The sequence below is a fragment of the Pseudomonas sp. genome, from assembly GCF_028293835.1.
Classification (GTDB): Bacteria; Pseudomonadota; Gammaproteobacteria; order Pseudomonadales; family Pseudomonadaceae; genus Aquipseudomonas.
This window is the reverse complement of the sequence record NZ_JAQGNX010000025.1, coordinates 14,314-33,875: the sequence shown is the minus strand read 5'-3', so window position 1 is coordinate 33,875 and position 19,562 is coordinate 14,314. Positions and strand designations below refer to the sequence as shown.

9 protein-coding genes and 2 rRNA genes are annotated in these 19,562 nt (G+C 56.7%); 4 read left to right on the top strand and 7 right to left on the bottom strand.

Going from position 1 to position 19,562, the window contains the following annotated elements; genetic code table 11:
* Positions 1–81: 81 nt before the first annotated feature.
* Together rrf (JWR17_RS03575) and rrf (JWR17_RS03570) are read left to right on the top strand one after the other, a co-directional pair.
* Positions 82–197, top strand: a 5S ribosomal RNA gene (gene rrf / locus JWR17_RS03575).
* A 107-nt stretch (positions 198–304) separates the two neighbouring features.
* A 5S ribosomal RNA gene (gene rrf / locus JWR17_RS03570) occupies positions 305–420 on the top strand.
* 83 nt (positions 421–503) lie between these two features.
* Here the strand turns inward: rrf (JWR17_RS03570) and JWR17_RS03565 are convergent.
* The 5 genes from JWR17_RS03565 to JWR17_RS03545 form a co-directional block, all read right to left on the bottom strand.
* Positions 504–989, bottom strand: a complete 486-nt coding sequence (locus JWR17_RS03565; protein WP_299828378.1) for an SRPBCC family protein — start codon at positions 987–989, stop codon at positions 504–506.
* A 20-nt stretch (positions 990–1,009) separates the two neighbouring features.
* Positions 1,010–4,480, bottom strand: coding sequence for a non-ribosomal peptide synthetase (locus JWR17_RS03560; RefSeq protein WP_299828377.1), 3,471 nt, complete (start codon positions 4,478–4,480; stop codon positions 1,010–1,012).
* On the bottom strand, positions 4,477–5,436 hold the full coding sequence (locus JWR17_RS03555; protein WP_299828375.1) for a diiron oxygenase: 960 nt from the start codon (positions 5,434–5,436) through the stop codon (positions 4,477–4,479). The genes JWR17_RS03560 and JWR17_RS03555 overlap by 4 nt, the downstream gene beginning before the upstream one ends.
* Positions 5,433–6,209 (bottom strand): DUF3050 domain-containing protein, encoded by a 777-nt coding sequence (locus JWR17_RS03550; protein ID WP_299828373.1) that lies wholly within the window; start codon positions 6,207–6,209, stop codon positions 5,433–5,435. Before JWR17_RS03550 ends, JWR17_RS03555 begins: the two co-directional genes overlap by 4 nt.
* A 790-nt stretch (positions 6,210–6,999) precedes the next feature.
* Positions 7,000–7,737: a GntR family transcriptional regulator gene (locus JWR17_RS03545; protein ID WP_299828371.1), complete on the bottom strand. Its 738-nt coding sequence runs from the start codon at positions 7,735–7,737 to the stop codon at positions 7,000–7,002.
* A 323-nt stretch (positions 7,738–8,060) separates the two neighbouring features.
* Between JWR17_RS03545 and lapG the strand changes: the two genes are divergently transcribed.
* Together lapG and lapD are read left to right on the top strand one after the other, a co-directional pair.
* Positions 8,061–8,774 carry a cysteine protease LapG gene (gene lapG, locus JWR17_RS03540; protein WP_366944131.1) on the top strand — a complete coding sequence of 238 codons (714 nt, stop codon included), beginning with the start codon at positions 8,061–8,063 and terminating at the stop codon, positions 8,772–8,774.
* 8 nt (positions 8,775–8,782) lie between these two features.
* Positions 8,783–10,732: a cyclic di-GMP receptor LapD gene (gene lapD, locus JWR17_RS03535; RefSeq protein WP_299828370.1), complete on the top strand. Its 1,950-nt coding sequence runs from the start codon at positions 8,783–8,785 to the stop codon at positions 10,730–10,732.
* 61 nt (positions 10,733–10,793) lie between these two features.
* On the opposite strand, the gene JWR17_RS03530 is transcribed toward lapD, so the two are convergent.
* Entirely contained in the window at positions 10,794–11,132 is a 339-nt protein-coding gene (locus JWR17_RS03530; RefSeq protein WP_299828368.1) for a tryptophan synthase subunit beta, read from the bottom strand.
* A 115-nt stretch (positions 11,133–11,247) separates the two neighbouring features.
* Entirely contained in the window at positions 11,248–19,479 is an 8,232-nt protein-coding gene (locus JWR17_RS03525; protein WP_299828366.1) for a retention module-containing protein, read from the bottom strand.
* Between the last annotated feature and the right edge of the window lie 83 nt (positions 19,480–19,562).

Below are 19,562 nucleotides of genomic sequence, written 5' to 3'. Positions count from 1 at the left end.
GCAAGACCCACAGATCTATCACCTACCCATTTGGCTGACGTGCACGCCCCGCAAGGGACAAGCACTTCGGCACCCGAATTTCTTGACGACCATAGAGCATTGGAACCACCTGATCCCATCCCGAACTCAGTAGTGAAACGATGCATCGCCGATGGTAGTGTGGGGTTTCCCCATGTGAGAGTAGGTCATCGTCAAGATTAACTTCCAGAACCCCTGATCGCTTACGCGTTCAGGGGTTTTGTTTTAGTGAGAGTTACCGAAATTCGCTGGCACGTTACCTGGTAACGGATCGGCACCCGAATTTCTTGACGACCATAGAGCGCTGGAACCACCTGATCCCATCCCGAACTCAGCAGTGAAACGGTGCATCGCCGATGGTAGTGTGGGGTTTCCCCATGTGAGAGTAGGTCATCGTCAAGATTGAATTCCGAAACCCCTGTCTGCGCAAGCAGACAGGGGTTTTGTCTTTTGCGGGGTTTAAAAGCCCGTGCCGAATACCGTCTTTACGAGAACAGCTTGAGTACGTTGTTCATCGCGTCATCGGCAAAGCCCTGCAAAAACCCATGAAATGCTGCAGGCGAATCCGGCCAGGCATCGGAGGGTTCACCTACGATGCTCCACGTCGCGATGCATTGTTCATCACCTTGCGCCGCCACCGTCATTGAGGCCCAAAGGTTGCCGATAGGCAGCGTCGTATAGATCAGTGACCACGTCATAAACCAAGCCTGATCGTCGCGTGAATTAAGCTGTTCGATAACAACGTTGCCGTCCTTGAACAGCTTTTTGCGTACCGAGCGCACGCCGTCGCCGTTCATCTCACATGAATCAAGCGCCGGAATGAAGGCCGGAAACCCTGAAAAATCTCCAACAACCTTCCATACGCTTCGCGCATCGGCAGGAACCTGTACCGCTGACACCACCTGATCGCCTTCCGGATTCTTGATCAGCGTGTCGGGCAGCAAGTTATTACGAGTCTTGAAGTTAGTCATGATGTTCTCCATCGAGTGGGTTAGATAAAATCGATTTCTTTCAGGTAATCGCAGCCTTTGCGCAACAGCGCATCGGTCTTCAACGGATAACGCTCGCCCATCTGCCGTATGCCGGCCTGAGCGTTGTCGTACTCGATCATCGAGATGTCGCCGATGTCTTCTTCAAAGCCATCGAGATAAAACCCCAGCACGCCGAACAAGGCGTTCTCGCTGTCGACCCGGCTAAGTTGCTGCTGCCACTGGGCAACACTGACCATCTCGAACTCACGACCCGTTGCACGAAATGCAGCCACATAGCTGTTCCAGCTCAATGGTTCAGGGTTGTGCAGATTGAAGACTGCATGGCCGGGTTGATAACGGCTCGAATGAAAACCGATGAAGCGCGCAAGGAAGTCCACCGGCATCAGGTCGAAGTTCATGGAAAACTCCGGTACCTGGCCTAATTGAATCGAGCCCTTCAGCATCAACATCAATCGATTTTTGTGTGGCTGGCAAACACCGGTGACGCTATTGAAGGCGATGTTCCCCGGCCGATAAATATTTGCCCACACGCCTCGTTCCCTGGCGCTTTGCAGAATGCGTTCGGCGACCCATTTAGAGAGGTTGTAGCCATTCTTGATATAGATAGGGGGAGTGTCTGCAGCCGGCAGTTCAAGCACATTGCCGGTGGAATCGATGGCACTGGAAGCAGAGAGGGTCGAGACAAAGTTGAAGATTTTCTTGCTGCGCCCTTCACAGAACCGCAGGCATTCAAAGATGGGCGCGACGTTATCGTTAATCAGCGTCTCGTAATTCTGAACATGATTAACGTTGGCTGCGTTATGCACCAGGGCGCCGAACTCACGATCAAGGCGCTCGTAGTCTGTGGCGCTCAGGCCTAACAGTGGCTGGGTAATATCGGCGGAATACACCGTCACCCTGGTAAGGTCCAGATGCTCCAGTCGGTTTTCCCGCAACGCTTTAGCGAAGCGTGCTTGCGCACTTAGCCCAGCACCTTCACGAACCAGGCAGGCGACCTCCGTTGCACCCCACGCCAGCAACGCTTCGACGATATGCACGCCGAGAAAGCCGTTTGCTCCGGTGACCACCACCTTGTGTACATCGCCCATCCGACTGACCGGCAATACCTGTAGGTCCAGAGCCGGATTCGCGTCCTGCAGCGCCTGCGGGCTGACGGTATAAGACGAAGATTGAGCGGCGTCATTGTCGAGTAGCGACCCTAGCGTCAATAGCATAGGCGCCTCGATGAAGCGGTTGATCGAGATACTTCGGCCGAATTGCTCTCGAATGCCCAGCAGCATCTGTGACAGCAAAATTGAATGACCACCCAGATTGAAAAAGCTTTCGTCAGTGGAGATATCACCCTCCGGCATTTCCAGCAGCTCAGCCCATAACGACAGCAGTCGTTGCTCAACCGGCGTTTCCGGTAACCGCCGTGACTGAACGTCGAGAACACTCACAGGAAGCGCCAGCAACGCCTTGCGATCGACTTTGCCGTTAGTGGCGAAGGGCATGCTTGTCAGTTCGGTGTAGGCCGTAGGACGCATGTAGTCCGGTAGCTGCTGTTCAACATGTGACCTGAGCGCCTGGCGCGACACTTCGGCCTCATCTTGGGGCTGGGCGACAAACGCCAGAATGCGTCGCTGTGCGTCGACCACCACCGCAACCTGTCGATACAACTGGCTGTCGCGCAGGCAATGCTCGATCTCTTCAGGCTCAACGCGAAACCCGCGGATCTTCACTTGATTATCACGCCGCCCGCACAGCTCGATTCCCTCGGCAGTCCATTTGCCGATGTCGCCGGTGCGGTAGACCCGCACGCCCTGTCCATTGGGCAATAGAAGGGTGGGGTAACGTTCATCGGTCAGCGCAGGGTTATTCACATAGCCCAGGCACACGCCCGGTCCGCAGATAAACAACTCGCCGGGAGTGTGCTCTGGTACCGGCTGGAACTGTTCATCAAGGATAAATACCTGGCTATTGGCAATCGGCTGACCCAGGTTGCGATTACTGCTCCCAGCGCGGAACAGCCTCGACGTAATCAGCACAGTCGCTTCGGTCGGCCCATAAAGGTTGTAGAAGCAACATTGCCCGGCGAGGCGCTCGATGACGTAGGGCTCGCAAACATCGCCTCCCGTCATTAGATGGTCCAGCCCCAGCGGCCCATCGAGGGGAAGGATGCTCAATAACGCAGGGGGCAAGAAGGCGTGGCTGATGCGCTGTCCGATCACGCTGAGTAACAACAACGGATCGCGTCGCTGGTCTTCGGTAGGCACCACTAACTCCGCACCGTTGAGCAGGGTTGGAAATATATCGATCACCGACGAATCGAAGCTCAGTGTCGAGAATTGAAGCACGCGGCTGTGTTCAGACAGGCTGACGTGCTCGGCGTACCAGGCAGTGAAGTGGCTGAGGTTGCGCTGGCTGAGCAATACGCCTTTGGGATGGCCGGTGGTGCCGGACGTATAGAGCGCCATGCACGGCGCGTCAGAAGAAGGGCGGCGACGCATCAATGAGCAAGTAGGATCGGTGTCATTGGCTCCCAACTGACTAATATCCAGTCCCGGCCATTGATCGACGAGGGGGTGCTGCCCATCGTGAAGGAGCAGTACGGCACCAGCGTTCTCCAGGATATAACGCTGACGCTGGGTGGGTTGGCTGGGGTCGAGTGGCAAGTACACGGCGCCGCTGCCAAGGATGGCGAGAATTCCAGCAAACAAAGCGGATGACTTCGGTAGGCAGATGCCCACCACCGGCAAACCGTCATCCGATGTTGAAGTCCGCCCTGCTAACACCCTCAGCAACCGTTGTTGAATCGCCAGGCTCTGCGCGTGCAGGGCGGCATAGCTGATCGTCTGCCCCGCAATATTCAACGCAGTACGTTCGGCGAATCTCAGGAAGCTTTGATCCAGCCGCTCGATCAACGGTACTTCAGCCAACGCGAGCAGATGAGGTCGCGCTGTGCGGTTGAAACGATGTTCAAACGCGAGCTGTTCGAGCGTTTGCAGACCCTGGAGCTTGGACAAGTGGGACGGCTCGACGACAGGCGCTTGAAGAAGATACCCAGCCTCGCGGGACAAACGACTGACGTGCAGCGTCGCCAGGTCGACCAAGCCAGCCATGGCCGAATCCCGCAGTACACGGCCATTGCCCGACGGTTCCCAAGGCAGCGACACCCGAGATATCAAGCGGCGCACGTTCAGCCTGACGAACCAGCACAACAACTCCAGTTGTGGCAGCCCATCCTCGTTGACCTGGCCCATTGCGATGCACAGAGTCAATCGAGAAAATATGCCGAAGGCTTTTTCCTGCTGAGGAGCAAGCGCAAAACTTTGGTCCTCGATTAATAGGCAGTCGTCCGTTAGCGCGTGCGGATCCAGAGCTTCGAAATCCAGTACGCAACGTAGACAATGCCCATGCTCTTCCAACTCCGTGGCCAATGCTTTCAGTGCCAGGCTTGGGCCTATGAGTACGATCTCCAGTCGTTTCATAGCGGCTGACCCCGACTGCTCGAATGGCTAGGCAGATAGTTAGTCAGCGCACGTCGTACGCAGGCGGACTCCAGCATCGAACTGGTATTGAAGAAGCGCACGATGTTGCCCACCAACGGATGGTGACTATTGATCGGGAAGGTCACTGCCAGCGCTTCATCTTTCAGTTGCTGTTTGATCGTCCCGGCGATTTGCAGATGGTCGATCAGGTCGTAATCGAAACCCTTCTGAATGTCATTGGTCAGGTACTGGCGGATAAACATCGGCATGATTTGCGCGATGCACTCGCGATCCGATTCCGGCGCAGAGCTCCAATAAATACGCACCAGCCGTGACCAGAAACCGGAGTGGCGTCCTTCATCGAGTAAGTGATCGGCCATCAACCCCTTAATTGATTGCTTGACCGACTCATCCTTGGCGAATGCGGCGACATCATGGGTCACCGTGTTTTCGGCGATTGCGACGCAGATTAATTCGACGGCGCTGCGCAGATGAGCAGGAGCCAAGGCCACCGCGCCAGGAATAGCCCGACTCAATTCAATTTCGTCAGGCAGCTCGATAGGCTCAATGCCGGTAAGGGCGATCGTCTGTTGCAGAAAATCCATCGCCACCAGTGCGTGATAATCCTCATCTACCACAACAGTCATTGCGTCGTAACGGCAGGCGAACGGAAAGCGAATCGTGAAACGGTTTTTGGCAATACTGCGCGCGGTCTTATCGACGATCTCTGTTTCGAAAATCACCACATCGTTGATGAACTTGTAGAGGCTTTGCACCAAGGCAAAATCACGCAGATGGGCGCATTCTCGGGTAAATGTATCGCTGAGGACCAGCGGCTGACGGCTTAGCGGGTAGATAAGCTTCGTGTCGTTTTCCACCATGCGGCGGGGGCGTGTGCGAATCGTCGCACGGCTTTCCCAGGCATCGGCGAAAGACACATAGTCTTTGGCGTTCATGCGCTGGCCTCCATTTGCTCGGCACGCATGCTTAGGCGCAGCCGGTCCCAGAACGCGATCCGGCTTTCCACTGCGGCGATGGCAGATTCGTAGACCTCACATTGCCGTTGCTCATCTCCATCCACCAGCCGCGCTAGCAGTTCTTGCGCCGCTGGGCCGTGATCTTCGGAGTCGACTTCGATGTGCCGCTCCAGGTAGTAGCGAAAAATCGGCGCTTGTTGGGCGGTAATTCCCCAGTCGTCGAGAATGCGCTGAAACATTTGCGGGATGACGCTTTCGCGACCGTGCAGAAAGGCTGCGGCGACCCGGTGAGCAGGTGCATACAGCGCGGTATCCAGGGTTTGTTTGACGAAGCCGCACGCGGCTTGCCCGGCATTCACGCTATGCAATGCGGTTTCGTAGCTGACGCCGTCTTGCTGCAACTCAACGAAACGCTCGACCTGATGTGTGCTGGCGCCCACCTCACGCATGGCATCCAAATACAATTCGAAATGGCTGTAATGTCCCTGGGTCAATTTGTCGTCTGACTCTTCGCCCAACACAATCTCGTTAATCAAGCGTGCAGCCTTGGCGTCTTTGGGGGGAAGCCAAGGGAGCTGAGTACAGGTCAATTCTTGTTGTAGCCGTTTGGTCAGGGACATGAAGTCCCATACCGCGAACACATGGGTTTCCATGAAGCGTCTTAATACATGTATCGAATCAATTTCTGCAAAAATTGGGTGCGCACTAAGTTCCGCTTTTTTACGATCGAGATAAAGTTTTTGACCAGTCATAGAAGAATCCTTAGTTGAGTGAGTAGTCCATGGCCATTGAGGCGGTAAGGAGTAATAATCATTAATACAGGCGAGCAAAGTCCCTGAGAAATCCCAGGAAATAACGACGGTTTGGCATTGCAGGCCCCTACTGCACGGCATGAGCAGCGAATTCACTACCGAACAGACTTGGCTGTACTGCCAGGTCGGCATGACAACGGAATAAAATCTAGAACACTTCAAAAGAGCAGGGCAAGTAATTTTTAATATATTTTATAGGCCCTGTTTTTCAACTAATAGGTGTCCGGATAAAACTGAGTGAATAAGTTTTATCAGGGCGCGAGCACACCTTCCGACGCATTAACGTCAGAACAATTATTAATGAGTCACTTACGTCGCTCATCATGCTCTAGGGCGGAAATGTTATGGTTTGATATTTCGGGCCCGGCTGGATGACCACCAGTCAGTTTCTGCCCATTCGACGAACTCCTTGAATGGCTTCCATGTGTGTTTTGAAAATCCTTCAGTTGCCAGCGAGTCTGCCTATCGGCAAGACGTCATCGGCTATCAATGCCATTCGTTGGCAACGTCTGATCTTGCCTGATTCCAGACGGGCGTCAGCCGCCACCGTAGTGGAAGGCGTGATAACACCGCTCAAACCTGCAGAGGAGAAGTGAAGCTTATTTGCGAGGGGGACGCCGCAAATAAAGGGCGGCGCAGTATCAAGACAATGGCTCAGCACGCAACCCAGGCGGGCGCCGGGGTTGCAGTTGGTCCGACTGAAGGGATCTTTGCGGCAGTGCGCAAACAGTCAGATATCGTTTTTTTGGGGCGGGATAATTTTATGTGCAACGGCGCACGGGCCATGATGCAGATAATGGCTGATGGCTTCGACGCCGCGATTAAGATGGTGCTTGAGTATGTCGATGGCCCCACTGATATCTTTATCCGAGGCGGCATTAAGCAGCGCCCAATGGTCGTCCTGCGCCAACTCACCCAGGCCCATGGCTGACAGATTGAAACGCAGGAACCGTTCTTCTTCGTCCAAGCCGTCTTTGATCAAGCGCAACAGTCTTCGGTTGGGTGCTCTGTGATAAAGCGCCATGTGAAACAGGCGATTTAATTTTCCCATCTGGGTGTAATCGGTTTCGGCTTCAAGCATCTCGATATAGGTGCGGGCGACGGCTATATCCTGTGCGTCCAGAAGCGGAATCGACAACCGCAGGGCCTCTGCCTCCAGCAATAAGCGCAGGCTATACGCTTCAACCGCGTCCTCACCTACCAAGGGTGCAACCACGGCGCCTTTATGAGGCTCGACACGGACCAATGACTGCGCCTCCAGTTGACGCAGTGCTTCGCGAACCGGCATACGGCTCACGCCGAACAGTGTTGCCAGTTCTTGCTGGCGTAACGCTATTCCACTGGGAATACGCCCGTCGAGTATGGCGTTACGCAACTTTTCCTCTATTACCGCCCTGGCAAGGTGGGAGGGTGGTTGCTCCTTTCCTAAAATTGAACTCAGCCAGCCTTCTTTATCGGTCTCCTGCACACCTATACTCCTACAGCTACGGAAACAATGGATCCAATCCACCCCGGCGCGTCACGGTGCTTTGCGACCCTTATCAAAATAGCCGGTAATAGTAGAACCACTTGGTTTAATTGGATTTTTCTCAGCTAAAGAAAGAAGCAACGCGTTTATTTATTGTTGGCCGACGTGGCGGCATCCGCGAGGATGGAACATCTTACAGGCCAAATTTGAACCCGACAGGCGCATCAGACACTTGGTATGGGTGATTGCAGGATGCCATTGTTTTTTCCGGATCGAACCTGCACCATCGACCGGTTCCCGGATGACCGAACGGACTAATTTCAGTGGCAGGACGTTTTGCTTTTAATCGGTCGCAGCGAACCCGTTATCTAGGGTATTGGCTCTCCTTCGCGCTGCTACTGACCGGCATAATGCTGGCAGGGAGCCTGAATGCCGATTGGGACTTTTCCGTTATCAGCCGCAAGGCCGAGGCCCTGTATGGCCCTTTAGGCGCGGGGCGCGCTCGAATAGATGCCTGGCAGCGGCTGTTATCGACTGAGAAGCAGGTCAGTGAGAAAGAAAAGCTCGAAGTGGTCAACCAGTTCTTTAATCACCAGATGCGCTATGTAGAAGACATTGATAACTGGCACGAGACCGATTATTGGGCGACGCCTATCGAGTCACTGTGGAAAGGTGCCGGTGATTGTGAGGATTATGCAATTGCCAAGTACTTTAGCCTTCGGCGTTTAGGGGTGCCGAATGACAAACTCTTGATCACTTACGTCAAAGCCTTGCGCCTCAATCGCGCGCACATGGTGCTGACGTATTACTCAGGTCCGAATGCGGAACCGTTGGTGCTTGATAGCCTTATCAATGAGATCAAACCCGCCAGCCAACGAACCGACTTATTACCGGTCTACGCCTTCAATGGTGAAGGTTTATGGTTGCCGGGTGCCAACGGCAATAAACGAGTGGGCGATACGAAACGACTGTCACGCTGGCAGGATGTGTTGAAAAAGATGCAGGCCGAAGGCTTCCCGGCCGAGCCTGATCTCTAGGAGTTCTGATGTCTCTGTTTAAACAGTTATTGCTCGCGATTTGTCTGTTTCTGGTGGTCGCCTTCAGCGGCAGTTTCATGGTCAGCGTGGAAAGCTCGCGCGCGCAATACGTCAATCAGCTGCGCTCACACGCCCAAGATGCGGCGACGTCGCTGGCGCTGTCGCTGACGCCAAACATTGACGATCCGACTATGGTCGAGTTGATGGTCAGCTCGATCTTCGACAGCGGCTATTATTCGAGTATTCGGGTCATCGACCTCGCCACCCACAACGTCATCGTCGAGCGCTCCGGTGCCCCTGACAGCGGAAATGTGCCGGGTTGGTTCGTCAAGCTGATCGGGCTGGAAGCGGCCGGTGGCGATGCGATTGTCAGCCGCGGCTGGCAGCAAGCGGCGCGTGTTGAAGTGGTCAGCCACCCGATGTTTGCGTTGGCAAAGCTGTGGGACAGTGCGCTCGGTAGCCTGGGCTGGTTGGTGGTCTGCGGTCTGGTCAGCGCGATACTCGGCGCCATGCTCCTGCGCCGACAATTGAAGCCTCTGGACTATATGGTCGCGCAATCTCATGCCATTGGCCGACGCGAGTTTCTGAGTTTGTCTGAGCTCCCCAGTACGCCGGAATTGCGCCGGGTGGTACAGGCGATGAACCAGATGGTCGAAAAACTCAAAGCGCTTTTTCAGGAAAGCACCGACCGCAGTGAGAAATTACGGATCGAGTCTTACCAAGATAGCCTTACTGGTTTGGCCAATCGTCGTTATTTCGAAATGCAGCTCAATGCTCGTGTCAGCAATCAAGAAGAAGCCAGTTCGGGTTATTTGTTGCTGGTACGGGTCAAAGACCTGGCAGGGTTAAATCAGCGACTGGGCGGCAAACGTACCGATCAGCTGCTTCAGGCGGTCAGCGAACTGTTGGTTCGCCAGTGTGCGCGCTATCCGGAAACCAACAACCTCATCACCCGTAGCCGAGGGGGCGAGTTTGCCGTATTGGCCCCGGGCCTGATGCGTGCCGAGGCGCTATTGCTGGCGCAGAATCTCGAAAGCGCGCTGCTAAGCCTACAGGCCACCGGCGCCTCGGACGTTACCCCGGTGGCTCATATCGGACTGGCGCCCTACAGCCCAGGTGATTCGCCGCAAATGTTGTTGGGGCTGGCTGATCAAGCGTTATCTCAAGCCGAGATCGAGGGCGAGCGCAGTTGGAGTTGCATCGAACACAGCGCCGCTGTCACCTTGGGCGATGATCAGCACACCTGGAACACCTTGCTCGATCAGGCGCTCACTCAGCGACGTTTCCAACTGTTCTTCCAGCCCGTGGTGGACAGCCGTAACCCGGCGCAGGTGCTGCATTACAAAGTACTGTCGCGGCTGCTTGATGACCAGGGTCAGACCATTCCGGCGGGCCGATTCCTGCCTTGGCTGGAACGTTTTGGCTGGTCGACACGGCTCGACCAGCTCATGCTTGAACTGGTTCTGCAGCAGATGACGCTGCATAACCAGGCGCTGGCACTGAACCTCTCAGCCGCGACCTTGGCTGACCCGACTGCGCTGAATCAAATCTTTGAAACGCTCAAGCGTTATGCGCGATTCGGCAACCGGCTGACCCTGGAAATAGGCGAAGAGCAATTGCCCGAGCAGACGGTATTGGAGCAACTTACCCGGCGCTTGCGCGAGCTTGGATTCGCATTGGCGGTGCAGCATTTCGGCGGCCGCTTCAGCATGATCGGTAACCTGGCTCATCTGGGACTCGCTTACTTGAAAATTGACGGCAGCTACATTCGCGCCATCGACGAAGAAAGTCATAAACGGTTGTTTATCGAAGCCATTCAGCGCGCGGCCCACAGCATTGACCTGCCGCTGATAGCCGAGCGCGTAGAGACTGATGGTGAGTTTCAGGTCATTCGTGAGATGGGTATACAAGGCGTGCAAGGCCAACTGTTTGGTCAGCCAGCGCCGTGGAAACTGTAGGGGGAACAATCACTGCAATCGGTAGGAGCCAACCAGTTGGCTCCTACCGATGAGATTTGCTTTAAATCAAACCCATTTCATCATCATTGATCAAATGGCTTAAGCCACCCAGCGCTTCACGGGCTTGAGTCCGGTCCATAAGCTTGGCCTGTGCCGCAGGGGGAAGGTCGGTTACGCGAATCACGCCCTTGCTGGTCAACACCTGGATCAAATCATCGAGTACCCGAATCATCTCCATGTCGCTTTGCTTGAGCTGATTAAGGCTGTTCTCTACCACTTCATTGGCGAACCAGGCCTGAATCTCATGGTCATCGGCCGCAAGCATGTCGGTTGACCCGGCATAAGGTGCTGCTTCTACGCGAACGAGCAAACCTTGTGCATCGCGTTGAACGTAGAACATTGAAAATTCCTCATTGGCTTGCACAGCGACTGTATCGACTTTCAGCAGCATAGGCGTTTGGCGCGAGTATGCACTTCACCGGCAGCCCCGTGAACGGCTGCCGGCTTAGTGTTGATTAGCCGTGATGTTCGACTTTGATCGTCGGGTCAGCGCCAGCAATCAGCGAGTTGATGCTGGAGCCGGAGAAACTAACGCCTTCGAGCTTGATCGTTACGTCCGCATTGGCGACACCGCCGGCAGCATTGAGCTTGCCATCAGTGCTGATTTGCAACACCGCCGAACCGTCGCTGGCGCTGGCGAGCTTGAGGAAGTTATCGATCGGGCCAGTTGTGTCGTTATGCAGCAAATCGGTCAGGTCAATGTGATCGCCCTGGGCCACGCTGAAGTCCTTGATCACACTGGTGCCGGTATCACCGGTCTTCCAGGCGAAAGTGTCCGCGCCCAAACCGCCGATCAACGTGTTGTTACCCGCGCCGCCGTATAGAAGGTCGTTACCGTTGCCGCCCTCAAGCGTGTCGTTGCCACCCTGACCGAACAGAATGTCATTGCCATCGCCGCCCAGCAGATGGTCGTTTCCGTCGTTAGCGCCAGAAATATCGAACGTGCTGGCGTGCTCGGTAATGTACTTATGCACACCTTCAGCAGTATTAGCCCCGCCATTAGCCACAACGTAAGCTTGCAGTGCTGCATAGCCGCCGCCAGTAGTGCCGGGCAGGTTCGCCAGATCGCCGAAGATGATGTCATCGCCGCTGCCGCCATTGATGGTGTCGCTGCCGGCGGCTCCATTGTGCGAAAGAATCGCGCTCGCCAGGTTAGATGGATCGATGTTGCCCAGTGGTACGTCGCCGGCATTGGTGTGGCTGTTGTACGGAGTCAGCGCATTCAGGTTCAAGTCATTCAAACCGATGGCTTGAACATGGGACTGCGCGGCCAATACGTTAAACGCAGCCGTCGTGTCGCTGCCCGTTCCATAACCGCTCGTGCCCGGTGTGGACAGCTCGTACGTTTTGTGATCACCCTCGTAATGCAGGGTGCCTGCCAACTGTGTTTTGCTCCAGACGCCCTGGCTGTTTTCAGTCCAATGGAATACATGGCCCGCAGTGTCAATAATCGTCTGGACAGTGTTTCCCAGTTTCATGGTGAGGGCAGTGCCAAGGGTGTAATTGCTCACGTTGATCAACGTGTCCAGCGATATGTCGGGCGTCGAGGAGTGGGACTTGTAGTCGATGACCCACGGATTGCCAGCAACGCCCGTTTCGTGAGTGTTTGGCTGGCCGTCAGTAATGAAATACGTCAGGTTGGTCGCCCCGACATTGTTCTTGGCTGTTGCACTGTCAAAGAAGTTCGACGCGGTCTTGAAAGCATCTTCGTAGTTGGTAGTGCCCGCTGAAACGATTTTACCCAATGCAGTTTGTAAATCTGACAACGCAGTCTTCGAGGAGAGGTCAACGGTGAGCGTATGTTGAACCTGTGTATTGAAGTCGGTGAGGAAGATATTCACCGTGCCGTGGTTCGCACCATTGAGACTGAGGGACAGCGCCGCAAACACTTTATTTAGCGAAGCGGTGGCAGCGGCCAGCGAGTTACTCATGCTGCTCGACGAATCGACGATGAACGCGATGTTGTAGCTCTGGCCTGGGATAACCACCACACCTGGGTCGCCGACGATGATGTCGTTACCGCTGGTGCCCGTTATGTTGTCATCGCCCGTGGTGCCGGTCGACCCCGTGAAAACACCTGGGTCCACTGTCACGGTGATGACGGCTGGCGCTGTAGTGGCTTGAGAGTTGTTACCGGTTTCGGTAGCGGTCGACGTCACCGTCAAGTCAAACGAGCCGCTGTAATAAGCCGGCGGCGTGATAGTCAGGGTACTCAAGTTCCAGTTGGAAACATCCACGGAACTGACGACTGTACCCGTGTCGCCGGTAGTGAAGGTATGACCCGCACCATCGCTCAGCGTGGTATTGGCCTTGATCCCGTCGATCTTCACGCTCAGCGTTTCGGACGTGTCGGTATCGGTCAGGTGTGTGGTGATGGTGGACAGCGAGATCGTCCCGTTTTCTGTGCCGTGGCTAGTCCCCGTGATAACCAGCGACGGCGTATCCGCAACGGGTGCGATATCGATGATGACGGTGGACGCAGCTCCGACATTTGTACCAACGGTTGGCTCAAAGCCGATCTGTGCGTAATCCGCTTTGTTGTTGCCCAGATGGGACGGGTCGACTGAGCCGACTGGGCCGCTGCCGGTAAGAAGGGGGATGCTCGATGCATTGGCTGCCGGCGTGAATACCAGATGACCTGCGTCAATATCCGCTTTGCTGATGAACAGCGGGTGGCTCGCATCCAATGAGCTGATCACGCTGCCGTTGTAAGCCAGCGTTCCGTCGACCGGCAGTTTGGTCAGCGTAATACCCGCCCCGACCGCGTTCGGGTCGATGTTGGTGCCGAAGCTGGCCCAAGCCAGCACCACAGCGGTGTCTTCCGTGCCGGGAACGTGTTGGCCAGTCGCCGTGGGCGAGTTATCAATGATCGTAGTGGTCACACTGCCCGCGCTCGGCACAACGCTTTCAAACTGCCCAGTGGTGATGGAGCCGATCTGGATCGTAATGCTTTCGTTACCTTCCGCAATCTGGTCGGATTTGGTCACGATGTCGAAGTGGGCCGTAGTCTGACCTGCTGCAATGAACACCGATGCCACACCGGTGTAATCCGCACCGTTGCTGGCCGTGCCGGTGTAGGTCAGATTGACCGTGGTGCCGGTTTGCGCGGCTGCGGACAGGGTTATGTCGTAGCCAGCAGTACCGCCTTCATGGACCGTTGGACCCGTCGTCGCGGCAAGGCTGGCAGTGGAAACCTCCGGTGCAAAAACGCTCACCGGAATGGTCCCAACCACCGGTGCAGAAGTGTCGCCGTTCCCGTGCTCGGTCGACGTGGCCGTCACGGTCAGGTTGAACGTGCCGGTGTAGCCCGTCGCTGGCGTCAGGGTCAAGGTCGCCAGATTCCAGCCCGATACATCGATTGAGCTGCCGACGGCGCCTGTGATGGTGTGAGTGACAGTACCGTCGCTCAACACGGCACCGGCCGGGACGCCGTCGATCTTCACCGCCAGGGTTTCAGAGCCGTCAGTGTCGGTCAGATTCGCGACGATTTTCGACAGGTACACTTTGCCGTTTTCTGCGCCTTCGTTGAGCTGATAGCCCTGGTAGTAACCTTCGCCCGTGCCACCGAGGCCGCTGGTTTGCAGGCTACTAACGTGCATGCCGGCTGCCGTCAGATCGGCAACGGAGGTATAGATCGGCACACCCGAGGTGGCCAGGTCGGTCGCTGGATGGCCGTCGACCGAGAGGTTGACGTCGTAGTGGCCTGGACCGTTCTGGTTGTAGTGGAAAATATCCAGCGTGTAGTAACCGCTGACGGTCGGGGTGAACGTACCGTTGAGTGCGCTTTGCGTGGCCCCTGTACCTTTGCCATCACCCCAGACGTCGTACGCCACTTGTTGACCGCCGACGGTCACCACCAGGCCGTCATCGCCGGTGCCGGAGAAGGTGTACGAATGGCCGGCCTCCATGTAAATCAGACCGGACGTTTTCGAAGCGACACCCTGAGCCACATCGGTGTCAGCCACGTTGGTAACGGTGCTGGAAGTGTGGGTGGCGCTGATGGCTGTGGGTGCGCCATTGATAACGTTCTGCAATACGTCAGGCGCCGTGCCTCTACCGTCTGTGCCCAAATTGCTCAAGCCGGTCCAGGTTTCCTTGATGAGTCCTGTTGCAGGCGGCAACGCGTTGCCGATGTTCAGGGTCGGCAGATCAGCCACGGGCGCGATGTCGATCAACACTGTGGAGGCGCTGCCGATAGCCGTACCCACCGTAGGCTCAAAGCCGATCTGTGCGTAATCCGCTTGGTTGTTGCCAAGGTGGGAAGGGTCGACTGTGCCGCCGACCGCGCCGGCAGGGTCGGCACCGACCGGTAGAGGAATGCTCGAAGCATTGGCTGCCGGCGTGAAGACCAGAAGACCGTTGCCGATATCCGCTGCGCTGATAAACAGAGGGTGATTCGCATCCAGCGCCGTGATCACGGTGCCGTTGAGTGTCAGCGTGCCATCGACCGGCAGTTTGGTCAGGGTAATGCCAGCGCCAACCGTATGCGGGTCGATGTTGGTGCCAAAGCTGGCCCATGTCAGCGCCAACGCGGTGTCTTCTACGCCGGCGATGTGATGGCCAGTCGCGGTCGGTGCATCTTCGGTAATCGTGATGGAAATCGTGCCGCCGCCGCTGATTGCGGTGCCAGCGTCCGAAGCAACCGCCAGACTTTCGAAATTGCCGCCCTGTGGATTGGAGAGGGTGATGACAATGTTTTTACTGTTACCCGCCAGGTGATCGTCGACAGTCCCAATATTGAAGCTGGCACTGTTGGTGCCGCCTGGAATGATGACGGTGGTCTGGCCAGTGAAGTCTGTGCCATTGGCCGCGGTGCCGCTGTAGTTCAAGGTTACTGTGACAGGGTGACCCTCTTGGGCCGCGTTTGTCAGCGTCAAGGTATAGGTCGCAGCAGTGCCCTCGGCAACAGTCGTCGGGCCTTGAATACCGACATACGTGGTGTCGGTGGTGTCATTTACATGGGTCGTAGCGGTTGCTTGACCGATCACTACGCTGTCGCCGTTGCTTGCGGTGGCGCTGACGATGTGTTGGCTGACGGTTTTGTTGACGTCGACGTAGACGTTATTGGCCGGGGCCGCAAAGTCGATCGAGTTGTGAGTGTCACCCGCCTTGATCACGATCGATTGACCGTTATCCAGCTTGACGGTGATGTCGCTCAGCGACGTGTAATTCAGCGATGCCGTGTAAGTGATTGTCCCGCCTTCAAATACGTTCTGGGAGGCCGACAAGGTCACCGTGCCCGAATCGATGATCGACGTCGTCACACTGTCCACTAAGGCGCTCGGCACAACAGTCCCAACCTGCCCGGCGGTGATTGAGCCAATCTGGACGGTGAAGTTTTCAGTGCCTTCGGGGATGCCGTCAGCAATGGTCGCGATGTCGATATGGGCGCTGGTGGCACCTGCTGCAATGACCACCGAGGCCACACCGGTGTAATCCGCGCCATTGCTGGCCGTGCCGGTGTAGGTCAGGTTGACCGTGGTGGCGCTCGTCGCCGCCTGGGACAGTGTGATGTCGTAGCCTGCGGTGTCGCCCTCGTGAACGGATGCGCTACCGTGAATACTGACCTCAGTCACCGGGGCGAAAACGGTCACCGGAATAGTCCCGGTCACCGGCGCAGAAGTATCGCCGTTCGCGTTTTCATGGGACGTGGCCGTTACGGTCAGGTCAAATTTGCCGGTGTAGCCCGTCGTTGGCGTCAGGGTCAGCGTCGCCAGATTCCATCCCGACACATCGATTGAACTGCCAGCGACGGCCGTGACCGTGTGAGCGACAGTGCCGTCGCTCAGTACGGCACCGGCCGGGACGCCGTCAATCTTCACCGCCAGGGTTTCGGAGCCGTCAGTGTCGGTCAGACTCGCAGCGACAGGGGACAAGTACACCTTGCCGTTTTCCACGCCTTCGTTGAGCTGATAACCCTGATAATAACCTTCGCCGCTGCCACCGAGGCCGCTGGCCTGCAGGTCACCGAGGTGCATGCCGGCTGCGGTCAGGTCGGCAACCGAGGTATAGATCGGCACGCCCGAGGTGCTCAGGTCAGTCGCTGGCTTGCCGTCGACCGAGAGGTTGACGTCGTAGTTGCCTGGACCGTTCTGGTTGTAGTGGAAAATATCCAGCGTGTAGTAACCGCTGACGTTTGGGGTGAAGGTACCGTTGAGCTTGTCGCCCCCGGCCCACGTATCGGCGGCGACTTGTTTGCCACCCACTGTCACCAACAGGCTGTCGTCGCCGGTGCCGGTGAAGGTGTACGAGTGACCGGCTTCCAGGTAGATCAAGCCAGACGTTTTCGAGGCAGTACCTTCAGTAACATCCCCCGCAGCTACATCGCTGACTGTGGTCTGGTTGCCTGGATTATGGGCAGCGCCGCCAATGACCGTTTGTAGTACATCACCGGACGCACCGCTACCGCTGTTGCCCAGGCCTTGAAGGCCGGTCCAGGTTTCTTTGATCAGTCCTGTCGCAGGCGGCAGCACACTGCCAATGTGCAGGGTCGGCAGGTCAGCCACCGGGGTAATGTCGATGATGACAGTCGATGCATTGCCGACAGCCGTACCGATCACCGGCTCAAAGCCGATCTGCGCGTAATCCGCTTGGTTATTGCCAAGGTGGGAAGGGTCAACCGGACCGACGACCGGGCCCACAGGATCGCTACCTGTAGGCAGCGGGGTGCTCGATGCATTGGTTGCTGGTGTGAAGACCAGATGACCCGCGTCGATATCCGCTTTGCTGATGACCATGCCCACGTCTGAAGCGGTCAGCAGGTGACCATTGAGCTCCAGCGTGCCCGCGCCTGGCAATTGAGTGAGCTTGATACCTGCGCCGATCGCGTTCGAGCCGATATTGGTACCAAAGCTGGCCCATGTCAGCGCCAGAGCGGTGTCTTCGGTGCCGGGTAGATGGTGGCCAATCGCTGTGAGTGCGTCATCGGTGATCGTAGTGGTGATGGTGCCGCCACCGGTGATCGCCGTGACGCTACCTGAAGCGATCGCCAAGCCTTCAAAGTTGCCGCCCTGTGGATCGGAGAGGGTGATGACGAGGTTTTTACTGGACCCCGTCGCTCCATCGTCCACAGTCGGAATGGTGAAACTGGCACTGCTGGCGCCGCCAGGAATCGTGACGGTGGTTTGGCCGGTGAAATCCGTGCCATTGGCTGCGGTGCCGCTATACGTAAGGGTTACGGTTACAGGGTTACCCGCTTGCGCCGCGTTTGTCAGTGTCAACGTATAGGTCGCCGCGGCACCTTCGGCGACAGTCGTCGGCCCTTGGATGCCGACGTACGTGATGTCGATGGTGTCAGTGACCGTGGTGAGCGCTGCTGCAGGGTTTGGCACCAGGTTTTCGAAGTTGCCGCCAGTGGCACTGGCGATAGTGGTGCTGATCGTGGTGCCATCTTTGTAGATGGTGTCAGCAGGCGCAGCGACGTTCACGGTGCCGGTGGTCTGGCCCGCAGCGATGGTAATGGTGTCGCCACTGCTCAGGGTAACCACCACCGGAGTTTGCGCGGCATTGGTCAGCGTCGCGGTGTAAACAATCTGCCCCCCCTCGGCAACGGTACCCGACGCGGACAGGGTCAAACCGGTGGTGTCGATGGAGTCAGTGATCGTGGTCGTAGCGGGTGCCGTATTTGGCGTCAGCTGCTCAAAGTTGCCGCCCGAGGCGCCCGTGATCGTAGTGCTGACCGTGCTGCCGTTCTGATACACATCGTTCGGCGGCGTGGCAACATTTACCGACCCGGTGCTTTCGCCAGCGGCAATGGTGATAACCGAACCGTTAGACAGCGTAACCGTGACCGGCGTTTGTGCTGCGTTGGTCAGCGTCGCGGTGTAGGTGATCTGGCCGCCTTCGGTGACGGTGTTGCTGGCCGACAATGACAAACCGGTGTTGTCGATGGTGTCAGTGATAGTTGTGACCGCTGGCGTCGGGTCAATGGTGACCGCAGTACCACCGCCACCGGCAATGCCGGTCACGGTGGTACTGATTTGCGTTGGGTCGATGTACGGGTCGTTATGGTCGGCAATTGGCACGCTGATGCTGCCAGTGGTTTGGCCTGCGCCGATGGTGATGGTCTGGCCATTAGAGAGTGTGATGACCAAAGGCGACAACGGTGCAGCGGTGACGGACGCGGTGTAGACCAGGGTGCCACCGGCCTCCGTCAATGTCGGCGTGGCGCTGAGCGTCAGCGTCGAAGGGCGCACGACTTCGTTGTTGTCGAGGCCGACACGCTGTTCCGCAGCCAACGGCGTCGAGCCAATGGGCCCCGTGGGAAAGCCAATTGTAGGTTCGACCCGGCCAGCAGTAGCGTCCAGCAACACAAAACTATGGCCGCCGCCCGCTTCACCGCCAGGGCCGACATTTGTGACGCCAGCGGCAGGCGCTTCGAGGTCTTTGGTGGGGTCAGCGCCCGCAGCGATGGCCTGCTGAAGCTCAGCAACAGAATGCGCGCTCTCGGCAGCAGCCACTTCGGGCTGGCCAACCTGTGGATCGGTGCTGGTCCATTGAGTATCGCGACCCAAATCCAACACGCGACCGTCTTGTAATTCGAGTGAAACGGCGCCAGCCGGTCCCGTAAGTATCTGATCGCCTAAGAATAAGCGATCGCCTTCGATAAGTACCCGTTGAACACCTTCAGGAGAAACGGCGACTACTTGGCCAACAATGCTTTTGACGATGGCAACAACACTGCTCATGGACTTTCTCCTGGGTACCGCTATCAAGGGGTTTTTCTATGTCATAAAGCGACGCGCTAATAAGACAAGGTGTACGTTTAATT

Excerpts from the sequence above, each read along its gene's own strand:
- JWR17_RS03550 (WP_299828373.1), bottom strand. The coding sequence starts at position 6,209 with ATGACTGGTCAAAAACTTTATCTCGATCGTAAAAAAGCGGAACTTAGT.
- JWR17_RS03525 (WP_299828366.1), bottom strand. The coding sequence starts at position 19,479 with ATGAGCAGTGTTGTTGCCATCGTCAAAAGCATTGTTGGCCAAGTAGTC.
- JWR17_RS03565 (WP_299828378.1), bottom strand. The coding sequence starts at position 989 with ATGACTAACTTCAAGACTCGTAATAACTTGCTGCCCGACACGCTGATC.
- JWR17_RS03530 (WP_299828368.1), bottom strand. The coding sequence starts at position 11,132 with ATGTTCTACGTTCAACGCGATGCACAAGGTTTGCTCGTTCGCGTAGAA.
- JWR17_RS03555 (WP_299828375.1), bottom strand. The coding sequence starts at position 5,436 with ATGAACGCCAAAGACTATGTGTCTTTCGCCGATGCCTGGGAAAGCCGT.
- lapD (WP_299828370.1), top strand. The coding sequence starts at position 8,783 with ATGTCTCTGTTTAAACAGTTATTGCTCGCGATTTGTCTGTTTCTGGTG.
- JWR17_RS03560 (WP_299828377.1), bottom strand. The coding sequence starts at position 4,480 with ATGAAACGACTGGAGATCGTACTCATAGGCCCAAGCCTGGCACTGAAA.